The sequence below is a fragment of the Rhodococcus sp. C1 genome (genome assembly GCF_020809065.1).
Taxonomy (GTDB): domain Bacteria; phylum Actinomycetota; class Actinomycetes; order Mycobacteriales; family Mycobacteriaceae; genus Rhodococcus_F; species Rhodococcus_F qingshengii.
The window spans coordinates 3,778,663-3,796,959 of sequence record NZ_CP078080.1 but is presented as its reverse complement, the minus strand read 5'-3'; the positions used below and the strand labels follow the sequence as shown (position 1 = coordinate 3,796,959).

The 18,297-nt window shown below is 64.3% G+C and carries 16 protein-coding genes and 1 other RNA gene; 10 read left to right on the top strand and 7 right to left on the bottom strand.

What is annotated here, in order from left to right:
- Positions 1-32: 32 nt before the first annotated feature.
- On the bottom strand, positions 33-524 hold the full coding sequence (locus KTR60_RS17305; protein WP_007735468.1) for a low molecular weight protein-tyrosine-phosphatase: 492 nt from the start codon (positions 522-524) through the stop codon (positions 33-35).
- The gene (locus tag KTR60_RS17300; protein WP_042445748.1) at positions 511-1,206 is read right to left on the bottom strand and encodes an HAD hydrolase-like protein; all 696 of its coding nucleotides are present in this window, start codon (positions 1,204-1,206) and stop codon (positions 511-513) included. The genes KTR60_RS17305 and KTR60_RS17300 overlap by 14 nt, the downstream gene beginning before the upstream one ends.
- A gap of 56 nt (positions 1,207-1,262) precedes the next feature.
- Here KTR60_RS17300 and cobC point away from each other — a divergent pair, with 56 nt between their 5' ends.
- The 4 genes from cobC to KTR60_RS17280 all read left to right on the top strand — a co-directional run bounded on the left by cobC (position 1,263) and on the right by KTR60_RS17280 (position 5,385).
- Positions 1,263-2,297 (top strand): Rv2231c family pyridoxal phosphate-dependent protein CobC, encoded by a 1,035-nt coding sequence (gene cobC, locus KTR60_RS17295; RefSeq protein ID WP_228401078.1) that lies wholly within the window; start codon positions 1,263-1,265, stop codon positions 2,295-2,297.
- Complete coding sequence (locus KTR60_RS17290) at positions 2,294-3,427, top strand: Nif3-like dinuclear metal center hexameric protein (protein ID WP_221742527.1); 1,134 nt, start codon at positions 2,294-2,296, stop codon at positions 3,425-3,427. Before cobC ends, KTR60_RS17290 begins: the two co-directional genes overlap by 4 nt.
- A gap of 108 nt (positions 3,428-3,535) precedes the next feature.
- Positions 3,536-4,273, top strand: coding sequence for a zinc ribbon domain-containing protein (locus KTR60_RS17285; RefSeq protein WP_003941604.1), 738 nt, complete (start codon positions 3,536-3,538; stop codon positions 4,271-4,273).
- The gene (locus tag KTR60_RS17280) at positions 4,270-5,385 is read left to right on the top strand and encodes a bifunctional RNase H/acid phosphatase (RefSeq protein WP_228401077.1); all 1,116 of its coding nucleotides are present in this window, start codon (positions 4,270-4,272) and stop codon (positions 5,383-5,385) included. The genes KTR60_RS17285 and KTR60_RS17280 overlap by 4 nt, the downstream gene beginning before the upstream one ends.
- Before the next feature lie 29 nt (positions 5,386-5,414).
- On the opposite strand, the gene KTR60_RS17275 is transcribed toward KTR60_RS17280, so the two are convergent.
- Both KTR60_RS17275 and KTR60_RS17270 read right to left on the bottom strand, forming a co-directional pair.
- Entirely contained in the window at positions 5,415-6,650 is a 1,236-nt protein-coding gene (locus KTR60_RS17275) for an SLC13 family permease (protein WP_042445760.1), read from the bottom strand.
- A gap of 28 nt (positions 6,651-6,678) precedes the next feature.
- The gene (locus KTR60_RS17270; protein WP_007735458.1) at positions 6,679-7,206 is read right to left on the bottom strand and encodes a DUF1697 domain-containing protein; all 528 of its coding nucleotides are present in this window, start codon (positions 7,204-7,206) and stop codon (positions 6,679-6,681) included.
- A 54-nt stretch (positions 7,207-7,260) separates the two neighbouring features.
- On the opposite strand from KTR60_RS17270, the gene rnpB reads away from it, so the two are divergent.
- The 3 genes from rnpB to KTR60_RS17255 all read left to right on the top strand — a co-directional run bounded on the left by rnpB (position 7,261) and on the right by KTR60_RS17255 (position 9,699).
- Positions 7,261-7,675: RNase P RNA component class A (gene rnpB, locus KTR60_RS17265), an RNA gene on the top strand.
- A 320-nt stretch (positions 7,676-7,995) separates the two neighbouring features.
- Positions 7,996-8,181 (top strand): hypothetical protein, encoded by a 186-nt coding sequence (locus tag KTR60_RS17260; RefSeq protein WP_007735457.1) that lies wholly within the window; start codon positions 7,996-7,998, stop codon positions 8,179-8,181.
- 108 nt (positions 8,182-8,289) lie between these two features.
- Positions 8,290-9,699 carry an RNB domain-containing ribonuclease gene (locus tag KTR60_RS17255; RefSeq protein WP_208690642.1) on the top strand — a complete coding sequence of 470 codons (1,410 nt, stop codon included), beginning with the start codon at positions 8,290-8,292 and terminating at the stop codon, positions 9,697-9,699.
- 4 nt (positions 9,700-9,703) lie between these two features.
- Here KTR60_RS17255 and pip read toward each other — a convergent pair whose 3' ends face one another.
- Genes pip through panB form a run of 3 tightly spaced genes read right to left on the bottom strand, consistent with a single transcriptional unit; the run spans position 9,704 to position 12,054 of the window.
- On the bottom strand, positions 9,704-10,696 hold the full coding sequence (gene pip / locus KTR60_RS17250; protein ID WP_208690509.1) for a prolyl aminopeptidase: 993 nt from the start codon (positions 10,694-10,696) through the stop codon (positions 9,704-9,706).
- Positions 10,696-11,133: a hypothetical protein gene (locus KTR60_RS17245; protein ID WP_007735455.1), complete on the bottom strand. Its 438-nt coding sequence runs from the start codon at positions 11,131-11,133 to the stop codon at positions 10,696-10,698. Before KTR60_RS17245 ends, pip begins: the two co-directional genes overlap by 1 nt.
- 51 nt (positions 11,134-11,184) lie before the next feature.
- A complete protein-coding gene (panB, locus tag KTR60_RS17240; RefSeq protein WP_007735454.1) occupies positions 11,185-12,054 on the bottom strand; it encodes a 3-methyl-2-oxobutanoate hydroxymethyltransferase in 870 nt (289 codons plus the stop codon).
- Positions 12,055-12,261: 207 nt separating this feature from the next.
- On the opposite strand from panB, the gene KTR60_RS17235 reads away from it, so the two are divergent.
- The 3 genes from KTR60_RS17235 (at position 12,262) to KTR60_RS17225 (ending at position 18,292) form a co-directional block, all read left to right on the top strand.
- Complete coding sequence (locus KTR60_RS17235; RefSeq protein ID WP_007735453.1) at positions 12,262-13,833, top strand: alpha/beta hydrolase; 1,572 nt, start codon at positions 12,262-12,264, stop codon at positions 13,831-13,833.
- Between the two features lie 107 nt (positions 13,834-13,940).
- On the top strand, positions 13,941-15,281 hold the full coding sequence (locus KTR60_RS17230) for a glutamine synthetase family protein (RefSeq protein ID WP_003941637.1): 1,341 nt from the start codon (positions 13,941-13,943) through the stop codon (positions 15,279-15,281).
- On the top strand, positions 15,278-18,292 hold the full coding sequence (locus tag KTR60_RS17225) for a bifunctional [glutamine synthetase] adenylyltransferase/[glutamine synthetase]-adenylyl-L-tyrosine phosphorylase (RefSeq protein WP_007735451.1): 3,015 nt from the start codon (positions 15,278-15,280) through the stop codon (positions 18,290-18,292). The genes KTR60_RS17230 and KTR60_RS17225 overlap by 4 nt, the downstream gene beginning before the upstream one ends.
- The last annotated feature ends 5 nt before the right edge of the window (positions 18,293-18,297 follow it).

The following is an 18,297-nucleotide window of genomic DNA, read 5'->3' as shown; positions in this document are numbered from 1 at the left end:
TTGCCCGAACGGGAGTGAATTTTGCTCCGGGTTCAGGCCCGCTCGCGGATCCAGTCGAGTATGTCGGGAATGGCTGCTTCGATCTGGTCTCGCACCAGTTCGAAGTCCTCCTGATCCCCGTAGTACGGGTCCGGAACCGATTCTCCGTCAGCCTCGGGGTCGAACGATCGCAGTAGGCGCCGACGCTCGGTGGGCACGCCGAGATGAGCAAGCTCACGTTCATGGCCGGTGTCGAGGGCGACGACCAGATCGGCCGCGAGATGATCTGCATTGACCTGCGCGGCACTGTGGCCCGTCGGATATCCGGCCGCTCGGAGCACGACGTTGGTCCGCTCGTCGGCCTCGCTACCGGTGTGAAACCCCTCGGTACCTGCACTGCTGACACGGACTCGGTCGGCGAGGCCTTCACGGTCCAGATGCGCGAGCAAGATCTTTTCGGCCATCGGTGACCGGCAGATATTGCCGGTGCACACAAACGTCACATGAAGTGGTTCAGTCACGTGGAGTGGTTCAGTGGCGGCCATCGAGAAGTCCTCCCAGTTCGGATGCCGACGATACGGAGCGAAACGCTTGCCGCGCTTCCTCGGCGGAACCGTAGCCCCATTCGACGACGACGGTGGGGATGCCGTACTTCGCGGCGCCGAGCACGTCGTGATCACGGTCGCCGATCATGAGAACGTCGGGGGTTCCGCCGTCGGATGCGAGGACGGGAGTGATCCCGAGTGAGGTCAGCGAATGCGCGATCACATCGGGTTTCGCCCGACGAGTTCCGTCGTCACTCGCGCCGCCGATGAACTCGAAGTGCTCGGCCAGGCCGAAATGCTCGAGGATTCGAATGGCGAATCGCTCCGACTTGGAGGTGGCGACGGCCAGTCGGGTGCCGCTCGCGCGAGCCTTACCCAGGACGACGTCCATGCCTTCGTACACCGAGTTCTCCTGCCACCCGGTCGCGTCGTAACGCTCGATGTACGCGGCGATCGCCCGATCCACGTCCGCCGGGGCCATACCGAGTGACCTGAAGGTATCGACCATCGGCGGGCCGATCACCGATGCCAACATCGCTTCCGTCGGCTCCGGATGGCCGACAGTTGCCAACGCGTGTCGGAAGCCGCCGTGAATGCCGGGAGCGGAATCGGTGATGGTGCCGTCCAGATCGAACAGAACTACGGGAAAGCGGTCGAGCGGTGGTGTCGTCACGGCACTCATTGTCCCGGACGGCAGGGGTGATGTCCGCGCACGGTGCTCGACCGTAGGCTGACCGGGTGAGTACCGGAACGTTTGACCTGGAGAGCTTGCGACATCACGGCGATGTCGAAGCGGAGCCCGGGTTACTCGATTTTGCCGTCAACGTTCAAGGCTCCGGCCCGCCGAAGTGGTTGCGGGATCGGCTGGCCGCAGGGCTGGCGACGCTTGGTTCGTACCCGTCGGCCGCAGCGGAACTGAAGGCTCGCGAAACGGTCGCGCAGCGGCACGGGCGCCGGCCCGAAGAGGTGTTGTTGCTCTCGGGCGGTGCCGAGGGATTCGCGATGCTGCCGCGCCTGGGCGCTCGTTCGGCAGCGCTGATCCATCCGTCGTTCACCGAGCCGGAACTGGCACTGCGAGAGGCCGGTGTGCCGGTGACTCAAGTGATTCTGGAGCCGCCTTTCGAGCTTCGGACCGCGCAGGTACCCGAATCCGCGGACCTTGTCGTTCTGGGCAATCCGACCAACCCGACGTCCGTGCTTCACCCCAAGGCCGATGTGTTGGCATTGCGTCAGCCGGGCCGGATCCTGGTGGTGGACGAGGCCTTCGGCGACGCGGTCCCCGGCGAAACGGAGAGCATCGCCGGTGTCGAGTCGGCGGATGTAATGGTCCTTCGGAGCCTGACCAAGACGTGGGCGCTCGCCGGATTGCGGTGTGGATACGCGATCGGCTCTCCCGATCTTCTGGCTCGACTCAGTCACGGCCGAGCCCACTGGCCATTGGGCAGTCTGCAGATCGAGGCCATCACGGCGTGCTGCGAACCGTTTGCCGTCGAGCAGTCGAGGATCAAAGCCGACGCGATTGCCGTGGACCGCCGAGACATGTCGCGGCGACTGACCGAGATCGGGATTGCCGTGCACCAACCCGCTGCGGGGCCGTTCGTGCTCATCGATGTCCGTGACGGCGCCACGATGCGAGAGCACCTGCGTGCCCGCGGAATCGCCGTCCGCAGGTGCGACACCTTTCCCGGACTCGGCCCGGATCGGCTGCGCGTGGCCGTCCGTCCAGCCGAGCAGGTTGCGGTACTGATCGAAGCGATGAAGGAGATCTTGTGAGTGGCCCCACCCTTGCGGACGTCATAGCCGTGCTGGAATCCGCGTATCCGCCGGCCCTGGCGGAATCGTGGGACTCGGTCGGTCTGGTCTGCGGCGATCCGGCCGACGCTGTGACGAGAGTGGTTTTCGCGGTGGATCCGACCGAGGCAGTGGTCGACGACGCCATCGCCTCCGGTGCCGACCTTCTGGTCGTTCACCATCCACTTCTGCTGCGTGGGGTGGACACCGTCGGTGCTCACACACCCAAAGGTGCGTTGGTTCACAAGCTCATCAAGGCGGGATGCGCACTGTTCTCGGCGCACACCAATGCGGACTCGGCCGACCCCGGAGTGTCCGACGCGTTGGCGCAGGCTCTGGGCCTGACCGTGCTTCGCCCGATCGAACCCAAGCCGACGCAGCCGCTCGACAAGTGGGTCGTCATGGTTCCGGTGGAGAATGCATCGGCCGTGCAGGATGCACTTTTCGAGGCCGGGGCTGGGCGGATCGGTGACTACAGCCAGTGCAGTTGGACCGTCACCGGTACGGGTCAGTTCCTGCCCGCCGACGGAGCGAATCCGACGATCGGGACCGTCGGCGCTGTGGAGCAGGTTCGCGAGAATCGTGTGGAAGTGATTGCCCCTCGCGGAAAGCGAAGCGCAGTGCTGGGCGCATTGCGTGCCTCCCATCCGTACGAGGAACCGGCCTTCGATGTCTTCGAACTCGCAGCGTTCCCCAGTTCACTCGGACTGGGGCGGTTGGGTGAGCTCGACCACCCCGAAACCTTGCGGGAATTCACCGCGCGAGTGGCGCGCTCACTGCCCTCGACCGAGTGGGGTGTTCGCGCGGCCGGAGATCCAGACGCGACCGTTCGTACCGTGGCGGTGTGCGGCGGTTCCGGCGACTCGTATCTCGACGTGGTGGCGGCACTGGGCGCCGACGTCTACGTCACTGCGGACCTGCGGCATCATCCCGCGGACGAGCATCTACGCGCCGGTGGCCCGGCTCTGGTCGACGTCGCGCACTGGGCGAGTGAATACCCGTGGTGCGCACAGGCGAAATCGGTGCTCGACGCCGCGTTTGCCCACAATCCGGAGTGGGAAAGCCGGGTTTCGACAATTCGCACCGATCCGTGGTGTTTGAGTGCGCATTAGTGCAGCGCACTGCAAGGTACGGTTGCACGAACAATTCAAGAGCAGTTCTTCGAGAGCCGTCCTTCGCGAGCACTGCCGACATCGGACTTACAGCAGGAGTTATACAGCGTGAACGTCGAACCACAGGTGCAATCCAAGCTTCTCGACCTCGCCGGGGTGGATGCTGAGCTCACTCGGATCACCCACCGACGCGGAGCGCTTCCCGAGCAGCAGGAAGTCGAACGTCTCGAGGCCGAGCGAATCAGCCGTAAAGACGCGTCCGTAGCCGTCGAAATCCAGATCGACGACATCGATCGCGACATTCGCAAGCTCGAAGGCGAGGTCGACGCGGTTCGTCAGCGCGAGGATCGTGACCGCACACTCTTGCAGAGCGGGTCGGTCGGGGCGAAGCAGCTCACCGAACTCGAACACGAACTCGGCAGCCTGGTCCGGCGTCAGGGGCTCCTCGAAGACGAGTTGCTCGAAGTGATGGAGCAGCGTGAGGCGTTGCAGGCCGATCACGATCACGCCGGTGCCCAGCTGTCCCAGGCCGAAGAAGAGCTGATCGACGCCAAGCGTCGCCGCGACGATGCCGTCGCTGATCTGGACAAGGCGCAGGAGCGTTGCGCCGCCGATCGTGAACGACTCGTCGGTGAATTCCCCGCCGATTTCCTTGCTGTCTACGAGAAGCAGCGCAGCCTGGGCGGACCGGGCGCGGCGCTTCTGCAGGCACGCCGATGCGGCGCTTGCCGGATCGAGATCGACCGCGGCGAGATCTCGCGAATTGCCGCGACACCGGCCGACGTCGTCGTTCGTTGCCCAGAGTGCAATGCAATCATGGTGCGTACCAAGGAGTCCGGTCTGTGAATCCCACGCAGGTCATCGTCGAGGCCGACGGTGGATCGCGGGGCAATCCCGGTCCGGCCGGCTACGGAGCGGTGGTGTTCGACGCCTCGCGCTCGGTGTTGGCCGAACGCAAGGAAAGCATCGGTATCGCGACCAACAACGTCGCCGAGTACCGCGGACTGATCGCCGGGTTGACCGCTGCCGGTGAACTCGGCGCGTCGACGGTCGACGTCCGCATGGATTCCAAGTTGGTCGTCGAGCAGATGTCCGGGCGCTGGAAGGTCAAGCACCCGGACATGATTCCGCTGCAGCGGCGCGCTGCCGAGCTGGCGACGCAGTTCTCGCGAGTGACCTACACGTGGATTCCTCGCGGCGAGAACTCTCATGCCGATCGTCTTGCCAACGAGGCGATGGACGCGGCTGCCGGCATCGAAACCGCAGCCCCCGCACCCGCCGCGCCGTCCGAAGAGACGTCGGAGCCGCAGATCGCCGGCTCTCCGGGATGGATCGCCACCACCGGCAAGCCGACACGAATGTTGTTGCTACGTCACGGACAGACAGCGATGTCGGTCGATCGCCGGTACTCCGGACGCGGGAATCCGGAGCTCACGGAACTGGGCCGCGCGCAGGCTGCCGGCGCAGCCGGACGCTTCGGGAACCGAGGCGGTATCGACGCCATCGTCTGCTCACCCCTTGGCAGAACCCGTGAGACGGCAGAGGCATCGGCCCGCGTGCTCGGTTTACCCGTCGTCGAGCACAAGGGTTTGATCGAAACTGATTTCGGCGACTGGGACGGACTCACGTTCCGCGAGGCAGCCGAGCGTGACCCGGACCTGCATCGCGAATGGCTCTCGGACACTTCGGTGCGTCCACCGGGCGGCGAGAGTTTCGACGAGGTACGCGAACGAGTCGTCGCCGCGCGTGACGACCTGATCTCGACCTACGGCGGCGCGACGCTGTTGGTCGTCTCTCACGTCACCCCGATCAAGACTTTGGTGCAGCTGGCCCTCGATGCCGGGCCGTCGTTGCTGTATCGGTTGCATCTGGATCTGGCGTCGCTGAGTATCACCGAGTTCTATCCCGACGGGGGAGCCTCGGTCCGGTTGGTCAACGACACGTCACACCTTCGCTGAAAGAGCCCCGACGGCTGATCAGCCTCTGATCAGATCACCAACCACAGGGCACTCACGGCGGCGAGCAATGTCAGTGGCGTCGTGATGACCCCGAGCAGAGTGAATGTCGCCAGCGTGGGCGGTGCGCCCGCGCTGGTGGCGACTCGTCGCCAGAGCATCGTTGCCAGTGAGCCCACGTAGGTGAGGTTGGGGCCGAGGTTGACGCCGATCAACATTGCAAGCACCAGAGCTGGAGGTGCCGCCGTTCCGAGCGCTGCGATCATCAGCAAGGTTGCCGGCAGGTTGTTGACGAGATTGGACGCAACCGCCGCTACCGCGGCGACAAAGAGCAGCGAGCCGTAGCTGGTGTCGCCTGGCAGGATCTGCGCAATCCATTCACCCACCGGCCCGTTCGCGACTCCGGCGACGATGATTCCGAGAACCAGGACGAACGCGCAGAACCAGAGGTCGGCAGCGTAGAGCATCTTGGCGGCGGTCGTACGGTGCCGAGACAGAGCGATCGCTCCCAGGACACTCGCACCCACCACCGCGATCCAGGCGGGCTCGATCCCGAAGAAACCCGAAACCGCGAAACCGAGCAGCGTCATTCCGATCACCGTCAGCGGCAGAATCGGCGCAGGCGCAGATCTGGCTGCCACCGGCGGTTCGGCGCTGTCGCCCCGCGCGAGTTCCGAACGGAAGAACAGTCGAAAAATCAGGTACTCGACAGCGATCGTCACAACCCACGGCAACGCCATCAATGCGGTGAAGTGCAAGAACGTCAAACCTGTTGCAGCAAACGCGATGAGGTTGGTCAGATTCGATACCGGCAGGAGCGTCGACGCCGAGTTCGACAGGTGCGCACTGGCATAGGAATGGGGCCGCGTACTTGCTCCGATGGATCGTGCGGCCGCGATCACCGCGGGTGTCAACAGCACGACGGTGGCGTCGAGGCTCAGGACCGCCGTGGTCAGGGCAGCGGCGCCGAAAACGTAAATCAGCAACCGGTGTGGATCGGCGAGGGATTTTTGCTGCAGGATCTGGCTGACCCAGCGAAAGACGCCGAGAGCGTCCGCGGCATGAGCGAGAACCAGCACGGCAACCAGGAAGACGACGGTGGGTGCCATGCTCGTCAGTTCTTCGCGGGCTTCGTCGAGAGTTACGACGCCGGTCAGGAGAACGATGACGGCTGCCGGCCCGGCGATGACGATCTCGGGAAGCCCGCGTGGACGCACTATCGCAAAGACGAGTACGGCGGCGACGAGCAGGATGGGAAGAAGAGTCACGCGTTGGTGCTCCGTGTCGGGGCGAGCGTCATTTGAGCAGTTTGTAGAGCGTGTTCAGGTTTCGGGTTGTGGTGAACGCCTTGAACTTCGGTTTTCCGGTGTTCCTGCCGAACGCGCTCTTGACGGTCTGCCCCTTCTCGACCTCCCAGTACAGGACTCCGTCGCCTGCCGCCACACGCTCGACCGAGGCATCGAGTTGCGCTGCCGCAGTGCTCAATTCCTCCAGGATTTCCGGCTCGGAGGCAACCATCGCATAAGCATGCCAACCCTCGCGTTCGCGCTCGAACGGGTAGTTGTCCACGATCGCCTGCAGTGTCGGAAGGTCGAGGACGAACACCCAAGCCTCGTAGCCGAACTCGCGGGCAAGGGCGGATTCGATCTGTTTCTTCAGCGTCGGGATGTCGGTGCTCGGACTGTCGAACAGAACGTTGCCTGAGGCCAACACGGTTTTCACCCCTTGGAATCCGAGGTCACCGAAGACTCTCGCCAGGTCCGCCATCTTGATGTTGATGCCGCCCACGTTGATACCGCGTAGCAGGGCCACGTACCGAGTCATACGGTGACCATAGTGCCGGCCACCGACAGGCGCCCGGTAGCATACGGGGGCGGACGAGTTGGCCGGGCGGCCGCGGCTTCTGGAACCAGCGCGTATCGCGCACAGGCCTGGGGCCGAGGAAAGTCCGGACTCCACAGAGCAGGGCGGTTGTTAACGGCAACCCGAGGCAACTCGCGGGACAGTGCCACAGAAAACAGACCGCCTGCCTTTCGAGGCAGGTAAGGGTGAAACGGTGCGGTAAGAGCGCACCAGCACCTCGGGTGACCGGGGTGGCTAGGTAAACCCCGCCCGGAGCAAGGTTGAAGGTCGCATCGCTCGCGGTGCGGCTGCGCAGGTGTTCGAGGGCTGCTCGCCCGAGCCTGCGGGTGAACCGCTCGAGGCACCCGGCGACGGTGTGCCCAGATGGATGGTCGCCACTCGGCACTTCGGTGCCGCAGGACAGGATCCGGCTTACACGCCGACTCGTCCGCCCGCGATCTGCAAGAGAGCACAAAGAAGACCCCCACCGGATCGGTGGGGGTCTTCTCTATGGTCGAAAGCTGTCAGACAGGCTTGATGACCAGCAGCGTAGCCCAGTACGTTGCCGCGTCATGGCCCATGAGCGGGAGGAGGTAATCGTAAAGAATTGCGGACATGCGCACTCCATTTTCTGTTCGTAGCTTGTGTTGGGCATTCAAGCAGAACTCACCGTTCGAATGTCCGGTTCTCACCTGCCAGGCCAAGTAGAAAGAATATCAGTCTCACAGCGATCTACAAGCTTCTATCTCACTCTGATGTCACACTGTGGATATGACTGATGAAGATCGACTCTGGTACTTCGACGTGTCCGACGGTTCCGTCACGCAGGGAAAGGGTGCGTCCTCGCTGACGAGGATGGGGCCGTACCCTGATCGGGACTCTGCCGAGCATGCATTGAAGATCGCTGCCGAACGCAACAAAGCCGCCGATCGGGCAGACGAAGACTGGAACAACTGAGCCTTGGAATAACTGAGCCTTGGAACGGCCGGGACTCGAACAACTGGGACCGGTACTGCTGCTACACCGGCCCGAACCGATCATGGAGGATGCGTGCCCGCAAGTCGAATGATGGTGCAGGGAATCGACTTCGGAGTGGTTCGGGCGGAGTTCGACTTGCCAGGAGCATTCTCGGCTGCGGCGCAGGCCGAGGCCGAGAATGCCGTGGATCGTTTCGGTGCCGGGCGTGTCGACGAAACGGGTATCGCCTTCGTGACCATCGACCCTCCCGGATCGATGGACCTCGACCAGGCAGTGCACATCGAGAAGATCTCGACCGGGTACGTCGTGCACTACGCGATCGCCGACGTCGCGGCGGTGGTGACGCCGGGTGGCGCTCTCGACATCGAAACCCGCAAGCGGGGCCAAACCTTCTATCTCCCGGACGGTTCCGTCCCGCTGCATCCCCGAGCGTTGTCGGAGGGATCGGCGAGTCTGCTGCCGGACGTGGTTCGTCCCGCCGCGCTGTGGCGGATCGAACTCGACGCGCAGGCCGAGCCGACGTCGTGGCAGGTGAGACGCGCTCTAGTGAAATCGGTGGCACGTCTGGACTATTCGACCGTGCAGCGCGATGCCGACGCGGGAACCTTGCATCCGTCCATCGCCGCACTACCGGAGTTCGGACGATTGCGCAGTGTCTCGGCGGTTGCCAGGGGTGCCATCGAGCTGAAACTGCCGGAGCAGTCAGTGGTTCGGGATCAGCCGGAGGACGAGTCCTCGGCTCGCTGGCGGATCGAACTGGAGCCACGTACCGAAGCGGACGACTGGAACGCAGAAGTGTCGCTGCTGACCGGGATGTGTGCCGGCCGCATGATGATCGACGCAGGTATCGGGTTGCTTCGCACGCTGCCGCCGGCCGAGGAGTCCGCGGTTCGGACCTTGCGGAGAACTGCAGTGGCGCTGGGTATCACGTGGCCGGAGGGGCAAAGCGTTGGGCAGATTCTTGCCGGACTCGATTCCAACGAGCCGTCGACTATGGCGCTGATGTCGGTTGCGCCGTCGTTGCTGCGCGGGGCAGACTACGCGGCCTTCGACGGCCGACTACCGGAGTTGACGGTGCATGCGGGGATCGGAGCGCCCTACGCTCACGTGACTGCTCCGCTGCGCCGGCTGTCCGATCGTTTCAGCACCGAGGTGTGTCTGGCGATCACAGCTGGTACGCCGGTACCGGAATGGGCGCGCACTGCACTTCCCGAGCTGCCCGACATCATGAGTGGGTCCGACTCGCTGGCGAACAAGGTCGACCGTGCGTGCATCGATCTGACCGAGTCCACGCTGCTCGACGGCCGGGTCGGCGAGGTCTTCGACGCAGTGGTGATGCGCGTCAAGGACGGAAAGCGCTCGGCGGAAGTGTTTGTCCCGTCGGTCGCCGTGATTGCGAAATGCGTCGGAACGCCCGACGACGGTGAGCGCGCAAAGGTGCGACTCACCGCCGTCGACACCGTCAAACGGACGGTGGAGTTCACGTTCCCGGCGTAGCGAGCTACCGGTAAGAATCGGTGGCTTCCACCAAGTGATGTGCGATGCCGGGCTCCATCGCGGAGTGTCCGGCGTCGTCGACGATCACGAGCTTGGATTCGGGCCACGCCTTGTGCAGCGCCCAGGCGCTGGTGGCGGGGCAGACGACGTCGTAGCGGCCCTGGACGATCGTCCCCGGAATGCCGTGCAGTGCGGAGCTTTTGCGTAGGAGCTGACCCTCGTCGAAGAATCCGCCGTTGACGAAGTAGTGGTTCTCGATACGGGCGAAAGCCAAGGCGAATCGGGTCTCGGAGTTCTGTTCGATCTTGTCCGCCTGTGGGTACAGGTAGCTCGTCGATCCTTCCCAGGCCGACCAGGCGATCGCTGCCCGGGCTGCGACGTCGGGGTCTTCGGAATGGAGCAGTTGGTGATAGACCGCGACGAGGTCTTCGCCGCGCTGCGCCTCGGGTACCGGTTCGAGGAATTTGTCCCAGCGCTCCGGGAAGATGTTTCCCGCGCCGCCGTTGTAGTACCAGTCGATCTCGCTACGACGCAGGAGGAAGATCCCGCGCAGGACCAGCTCAGTGACGCGCGTAGGAAACGTTTCGGCGTAGGCGATGGACAGCGTGGAACCCCAGGACCCGCCGAAAACCATCCACTTGTCGATCGAAAGATGTTCGCGCAGGGCTTCGATGTCGGCCAGCAGCTTGTCCGTCGTGTTCACCGACAGGTCGGCGCCGTCGGCAACGTGAGGGGTGGACCGCCCGCAGCCGCGCTGGTCGAGTAGAACGATGCGGTATGCGGCCGGATCGAAGAACTGGCGTACCGCCGGTTGCGCACCACCGCCGGGGCCACCGTGCAGGAACACCACCGGCTTGCCGTCCGGATTTCCGCTGACTTCCCAGTACATGCTCTGGCCGTCACCGACATCGAGGAAGCCGGTGACGAAAGGCTCGATCGGGGGATACAGACTCCGGAGAGTCGACGGCTGCCCTGAAGTGGCTGACGTGTCGGTCATCAGAAGCCCACCAGGCCGGAGGCGAGATCGGGGATCTCGAGTGCGGAAATCGCGCCGCTCCGGACGTCGGGGCACGCGGCTGAGGTTGCCGCGTCGATGCTTTCGCGGTTCTGAGCGAGATCGAGCAGGTTGATGCCGTTCTGCGTCGCCCACGTGATGACGATCGTGTTCAGTCCGCCCTTGCCGAGCGTCGGGGTGACGGTCCGCCAGTTCTGCAGCTGCCCTTCCATATCCGAGCACAACTGCTGGACTTGAGCGTCGGTGAACGTCGAACCGGACGCGGTTGTTGCCGGCGCCGTCGTGGTGGAACTCGCGGGCGTAGTGCTGCTGGGCGCGGGAGAGTTGGTGGACCCTCCCGCGCATCCGCTCAGCACCGTGACGAGAGCTGCCGCGCCGACTACAGCTGCGGCAGTAGAACTTCGACGGTTACCGATCATTGAACGCACCCCTGGCTGGTTGAGAGACAGGCGGCGTTCGCCGGTCTCGGATCAGAAACTGTGTTCTGCGGCCGGGAAAGCGCCAGTGCGAACTTCTGATGCATAGGCTGCGGCTGCGGAACGCAGTTCGTCACCGACGTTACCGAAACGCTTGACGAACTTGGCTGTCTTACCACTCGTGTAACCCGCCATGTCCTGCCAGACGAGTACCTGAGCGTCGCATTCGGAACCGGCCCCGATGCCGACGGTGGGGATGGTGAGTTTGCGGCTGACCTGGCCCGCAATCTCGGCCGGAACCATTTCCATGACGACGGAGAACGCCCCGGCTTCCTGGACTGCAATGGCGTCCGCCACAAGTTGCTCGGCCGCGTCGCCACGACCCTGGACGCGGAATCCGCCGAGCGAGTTCACGCTCTGCGGGGTGAATCCGACGTGAGCCATGACGGGGATGCCGGCCGAGGTGATAGCCGCGATCTGCTTACTCATCCGCTCACCGCCCTCGAGTTTGACGGCGTGCGCGAGGCCTTCCTTCATGAACCGTGTCGCAGTCGCAAGGGCCTGCTCGGCGGAACCCTCGTAGGTGCCGAAGGGGAGGTCGGCGACGACGAGTGCGTGCGGCGCGCCGCGAACCACGCCACGCACGAGCGGGAGCAGTTCGTCGACGGTGATCGGCACGGTGGTGTCGTAGCCGTAGACGACGTTGGCGGCAGAGTCGCCGACGAGCAGCACCGGGATGCCTGCGTCTTCGAAGATGCGTGCCGTGGAGTAGTCGTAAGCGGTGAGCATCGACCAGCGTTCGCCGTTCTGCTTCATCTCGGCGAGGTGGTGAATGCGCGTCTTACGCTTCGGTGCATCGGTAGAGCTTGCAGTGGGTACAGAAACTGCACTGGGTACAGAACCGTAGAGAGGTGTTTCGGACATCGTTGTCCCTTTCTGGCCTCGAGGCCCTGAGCGTTGATCGCCTTCGGGTCCCCGGGTGTGGGTGATGACGTGTTCAGTCTGCCACCGGACATCGCCGACACGAATAGTTGACGGGGTGCAATGGGTCACATCACCGCGCGCGTATCAGGTAGGTGCCGAGACGAGGCGAACCGCTGGCTATCGCGGTTTCCTGGCACCATCGATGGCATGTCGAAGTTCGTTCGCCTCTCCGGTGCCCTCGCCGGAAGCGCAGCAGTGCTCGTGTTGGTTGTCGGTTGCACCAGTTCGGAAGGCACGCCCGAATCAGTGGAACCTGCTGGTTCTGCCGCGTCCGCGGTGCCGTCCGGCCTCGAGAAATTCTACGAGCAGACGCTCGACTGGGGTTCGTGCGACCAATTTGTCGAAGAAGGAACTGCGCCGCTGGGGCGTGGGATCGACTGCGCCGAGGTGAGCGTTCCCGTCGACTACGCGAATCCGAACGGCGACACCGCGAAGGTGGTGATCTCGCGTTCGAAGGCAACCGGCGACCGCATCGGCTCACTGTTGCTGAACCCCGGCGGGCCGGGTGGGTCCGGGCTGTCGATGGCGACCTCGGGTTCGGGCACCGAATTGCAGGAACGTTTCGACATGATCGGCTTCGATCCGCGGGGGATCGGGGCGTCGACCCCGCAGGTTCGGTGTTTGACGCCGGAGGAGACCGACGCGGAGCGTGCGGAGGTCAACGTCGACATGACGCCGGAGGGCATCGCTCTCGCCGAGGCGGACAGCAAGGACTACGCCGCCAAGTGCGCTGAGCGGACCGGTACGGAGTTCCTCGCTCATGTCGGTACCTACGAGGTGGTGCGAGATATGGACGTCATTCGGGGCGTTCTCGGCGATCCGAAGATGAACTACCTCGGGTTCTCGTACGGGACCCGGCTCGGATCCACGTACGCGGAAACCTTTCCGCAGAACGTCCGAGCGATGGTCCTCGACGGCGCGCTCGACCCCGAGCAGGATCCGGTCGACGAAGTGGTCTTGCAGGGGCAGGGCTTCCAAGGCGCGTTCGACGCCTTTGTCGCCGACTGTGTCTCGCGAACGGATTGCCCGCTGGGTGATGATCCGGCGCAGGCGCAGGCACGCTTCCAGGCACTCGTCGATCCGTTGATCGAGAAGCCGGCACAGACCACCGATCCGCGCGGGCTGAGTTATTCCGACGCGATCACGGGCGTGCAGCAAGCTCTGTACTCGCCACAGTTGTGGACGCCGCTGCGTGGGGGTCTGTCGAGTCTGGCCGACGGACGCGGCGACTCGCTGCTCAATCTCGCCGACATGTACGAAGGCCGTGAGGATGACGGCAGCTACTCCAACATCAACGACGCGTTCAACGCCATTCGCTGCGTGGACGATCCGGCAACCACCGACCGCGCCGAGGCCGGCGAATCCGACACTCGGTACCGCGAGGCGGCGCCGTTCCTCGACGACGGCCGCGGGACGGGTCAAGCGCCGCTCGACCTGTGCGCGTTCTGGCCCGTTCCGGCTACCGGCAGCCCTCACGCGCTCGACCCCCAGGCACTCGCTGACGCCGGTCTGCCGCAGCTGGTCGTCGTGTCCACGACGCAGGATCCGGCGACCCCGTATCAGGCCGGAGTGGATCTCGCGAAGCAGTTGGGCGCTGCTCTGATCACGTTCGACGGAACCCAACACACGGTGGTTCTGGACGGAAACTCCTGCGTCGACGATGCCGTCGTCGACTACTTCGTTTACTTGAAGGCTCCGGAAGAGGGTCTGACATGTTAGCCGGCGCGACGCCGTACGCTGCGCCTATTCGATGGTGACCAATCACTCTGTTAACCGGGACCACTGATGTAACACAGATTTAACGTGGCTTGCTTAGTCTCGCGTGCATGGATCGCCAAAAAGAATTCGTGCTTCGTACCCTGGAAGAGCGCGACATTCGGTTTGTCCGCTTGTGGTTCACCGATGTTCTCGGGTACCTCAAATCGGTGGCGATCGCCCCCGCCGAACTCGAAGGCGCCTTCGAGGAGGGAATCGGATTCGACGGTTCCGCCATCGAGGGATTCTCTCGAGTCTCCGAAGCCGACACCGTCGCTCGGCCCGACGCCTCGACATTCCAGATCCTGCCGTGGGCCCACAAGGACGGTGCGCAGCATTCCGCTCGCATGTTCTGCGACATCACGATGCCCGACGGTTCGCCGTCGTGGGCCGATCCGCGCCACGTACTGCGTCGCCAGCTGAGCAAGGCCAGCGACTTGGGCTTCAGCTGCTACGTCCACCCGGAGATCGAGTTCTTCCTTCTGGAGAACGGCCCGATCGACGGCACTCCGCCGATCCCGGCCGACTCGGGCGGATACTTCGACCAGGCCGTGCACGATTCGGCTCCGAATTTCCGCCGCCACGCCATCGACGCACTCGAGTCGATGGGCATCTCGGTCGAGTTCAGCCACCACGAGGCCGCGCCGGGTCAGCAGGAGATCGATCTGCGCTACGCCGACGCACTCTCGATGGCCGACAACGTGATGACGTTCCGGTACGTCGTCAAGGAGGTCGCGATCGGTGAAGGCGTCCGGGCGAGCTTCATGCCCAAGCCGTTCAGCGATCAGGCCGGCTCCGCGATGCACACCCACATGAGCCTGTTCGAGGGCGACACCAACGCCTTCCACAATCCGGACGATCCGATGCAGCTCTCCGAGACCGGCAAGGCGTTCATCGCCGGCATCCTCGAGCACGCCAACGAGATCAGTGCGGTCACGAACCAGTGGGTCAACTCGTACAAGCGACTCGTCCACGGGGGAGAGGCACCCACTGCTGCGTCGTGGGGCCCGTCCAACCGATCGGCTCTCATTCGCGTCCCGATGTACACGCCCAACAAGGCGTCCTCGCGCCGCGTCGAGATCCGTAGCCCAGACTCGGCTTGCAACCCGTACCTGACTTTCGCGGTCCTGCTTGCTGCCGGTCTTCGCGGCATCGAGAAGGGCTACACCTTGCCGCCCGAGGCAGAAGACGACGTGTGGTCGTTGACCTCCGCCGAGCGCCGCGCCATGGGTTACAAGGAACTGCCGAGCAACTTGGACAGCGCTCTGCGCGAGATGGAGAAGTCGGAGCTCGTGGCCGAAGCACTCGGCGAGCACGTCTTCGATTTCTTCCTGCGCAACAAGCGTCGTGAGTGGGAGGAATACCGCAGCCACGTGACGCCGTTCGAGCTCAAGACCTACCTCGGTCTGTGACGGTGAAACCGCCCGCTGCGAGATCAGCAGTTCCAGGACCGGGTCGACTCGGGCTGGTCGAGCCCACCGCTGCCGACGAGTTGCGTCAGCTCGGTTGGGTCGACGCCGAGAGCATCGAACTCTTGTGGTCGCTGTCGCGTGCCGCGAACGCCGACCTCGCTCTGCGCACCCTTGTGCGGATCAAGGACGGGCTCGGCGACGGGTGGCGCGAACTCGATCAGGTCCTGCGCAAGGACAAGAGCCTGCGCGGCCGTTTGTTCGCACTGGTGGGTGCGTCGTCGGCCTTCGGCGACCACCTGGCCGCGGATCCGATCGGCTGGAAACTGCTCGACGGCACCGCTCTGCCGACCAAGGACGAGGCGACTGCAGCCTTGCTGGAGGTCGTGGGTGCAACTGTCGACGAGGGTGCCACCGAAGGTTCCCTGACCTACCGCGCCACGGTGACCGGGCCGGAAGCTGTTGTTGCTCTGCGTAAGAGCTACAAGGACCAGCTGATGCTGCTGGCTGCGGCTGATCTTGCGGCGACCGTCGAGAACGAACCCGTAGTTCCGTATCAGACTGTGGGGCACCAGCTTTCCGATCTGGCCGACGCCGCGCTGACCGCTGCACTTGCGGTGGCCATCGCAACGGTGTGTCCCGAGGGCAGCTGTCCGATCCGGCTCGCCGTGATCGCCATGGGCAAATGTGGTGCGCGCGAGCTGAACTACGTCTCCGACGTCGACGTGGTGTTCGTCGCCGAACCGGCCGATGCGACGGCCAGTCGCGTTGCCGGTGAGATGATGCGTATCGGTACCTCCGCATTCTTCGAGGTCGATGCTGCGCTGCGGCCCGAAGGCAAGCGCGGAGAACTGGTTCGCTCCCTCGAATCCCACATCACGTACTACAAGCGCTGGGCCAAGACCTGGGAGTTCCAGGCACTGCTCAAGGCTCGTCCGATGACCGGCGACATGGAGCTCGGTCGCCAGTACTCCGAGGCGATGAGCCCGATGGTGTGGATCGCCTCCGAGCGCGAGGACTTCGTCCCCGAAGTCCAGGCCATGCGTCGACGCGTCGAGGAAATGGTTCCCCCCGAACTGCGTGAGCGTGAACTCAAACTCGGCCGCGGAAGTTTGCGCGACGTCGAATTCGCCGTCCAACTCCTGCAATTGGTGCACGGGCGCGCCGACAGTTCGTTGCATGTCCAGAGCACCGTCGATGCACTGACTGCATTGGCGGCGGGTGGATACGTCGGCCGCGACGACGCCGCCAACCTGACCGCGTCGTACGAATTCCTGCGTCTGCTCGAGCACCGTCTGCAGTTGCAGAAGCTCAAGCGCACACACACCCTGCCGCCGCCGGACGACGAGGAAGCGCTGCGTTGGCTGGCCCGCGCCGCGCACATGCGACCCGACGGTCGTCTGGATTCCCTGGGAGTCCTGCGCGCCGAGATCAAGCGGAATTCGCATCGGATTCGCCGCCTGCACGCCAAGTTGTTCTACCGCCCGCTTCTCGAATCGGTGGCTCGGATGGACAAGGAAGCACTGGTCCTGGGGCCAGAAGCCGCGGTTCGCCAGTTGGCCGCTCTCGGTTACACGGCACCCGAGCATGCTCTCGGGCATCTGACTGCACTGACGAGTGGCGCTTCACGCAAGGGTCGCATTCAAGCGCTCCTGTTGCCGACTCTGCTCGAATCACTCGCGGACACACCGGATCCCGATGCCGGGCTGCTCGCTTACCGCAGGCTCTCGGACGCGCTCGTCGACCAGACGTGGTTCCTGCGCCTGCTCCGTGACGAGGCTGCGGTCGCCGAGCGTCTGATGACCGTGCTGGGCTCGTCCGCGTACCTACCCGACCTGCTCATCAAGGCTCCCGACGTGATCCGTTTGTTCGCGGATTCACCGAGCGGGCCGCGCCTGGTCGAGCCGAAGCCCGAGGATGTCGCTCGCGGAATCCTCACCGCCTCCGGCCGACACAGTGATCCCAATCGTGCTGTTGCTGCGGCCCGCTCGCTGCGGCGACACGAGCTTGCGCGCATCGCTTCGGCCGACATCCTCGGCATGCTCGATGTTCCTGCAGTCTGCAAGGCGCTGTCCTCGGTGTGGGCCGCGGTGCTCAATGCATCGCTCTCCGCGGTGATCAAGGCCAGCGTCACCGAACTCGGGACCGAGGCGCCGGCCAGTTTCTCCGTCATCGGCATGGGTCGACTCGGCGGCGGCGAACTGGGCTATGGATCCGATGCTGACGTGCTGTTCGTGTGCGAACCTCGTGAGGGCGCCGATGAGACCGTTGCGGTCAAGTGGGCCAACAGCATTGCCGACAAGGTCCGCAAGCTCCTCGGGGCACCGAGTACCGATCCGCCGCTCGAAGTCGATACCGGACTACGTCCGGAAGGCCGTAACGGTCCGATGGTGCGCACTCTCGAGTCTTACGACGCGTACTACGCGAAGTGGGCTCAGGCGTGGGAGATTCAAGCGCTGCTTCGTGCGCACCCGGTTGCCGGTGATCCTGAATTGGGACTGCGGTTCCTGCACATGATCGACAAGACCCGCTACCCCGAAGGCGGCGTCAGTGATGCGGCGGTGCGCGAGATCCGGCGCATCAAGGCGCGAGTCGATTCCGAAAGGCTCCCGCGCGGAGCCGATCCGGCGACGCACACGAAACTGGGTCGCGGCGGCTTGGCCGACATCGAGTGGACTGTGCAATTGCTGCAGCTGCGCCACGCCGACAAGATCGAGTCGCTGCACAACACGTCGACCCTCGAGACTCTCGACGCCATCGGCGCCGCGGAACTGCTCAGCGAAGGTGACGTCGAACTGCTGCGTGACGCCTGGATCACCGCGACGAAGGCACGCAACTGCCTCGTTCTGGTGCGGGGGAAGCCGACCGATCAGCTTCCCGGCCCGGGCCGTGTTCTCGCGGCGGTGGCGCAGGTCGCTGGATACGGCGACGACGCAGGGGAATTCCTCGACAATTACCTGCGCATCACGCGTCGGGCAAAAGCAGTGGTGGAGAGGGTCTTCGGCGGGGAGTAGCGTTT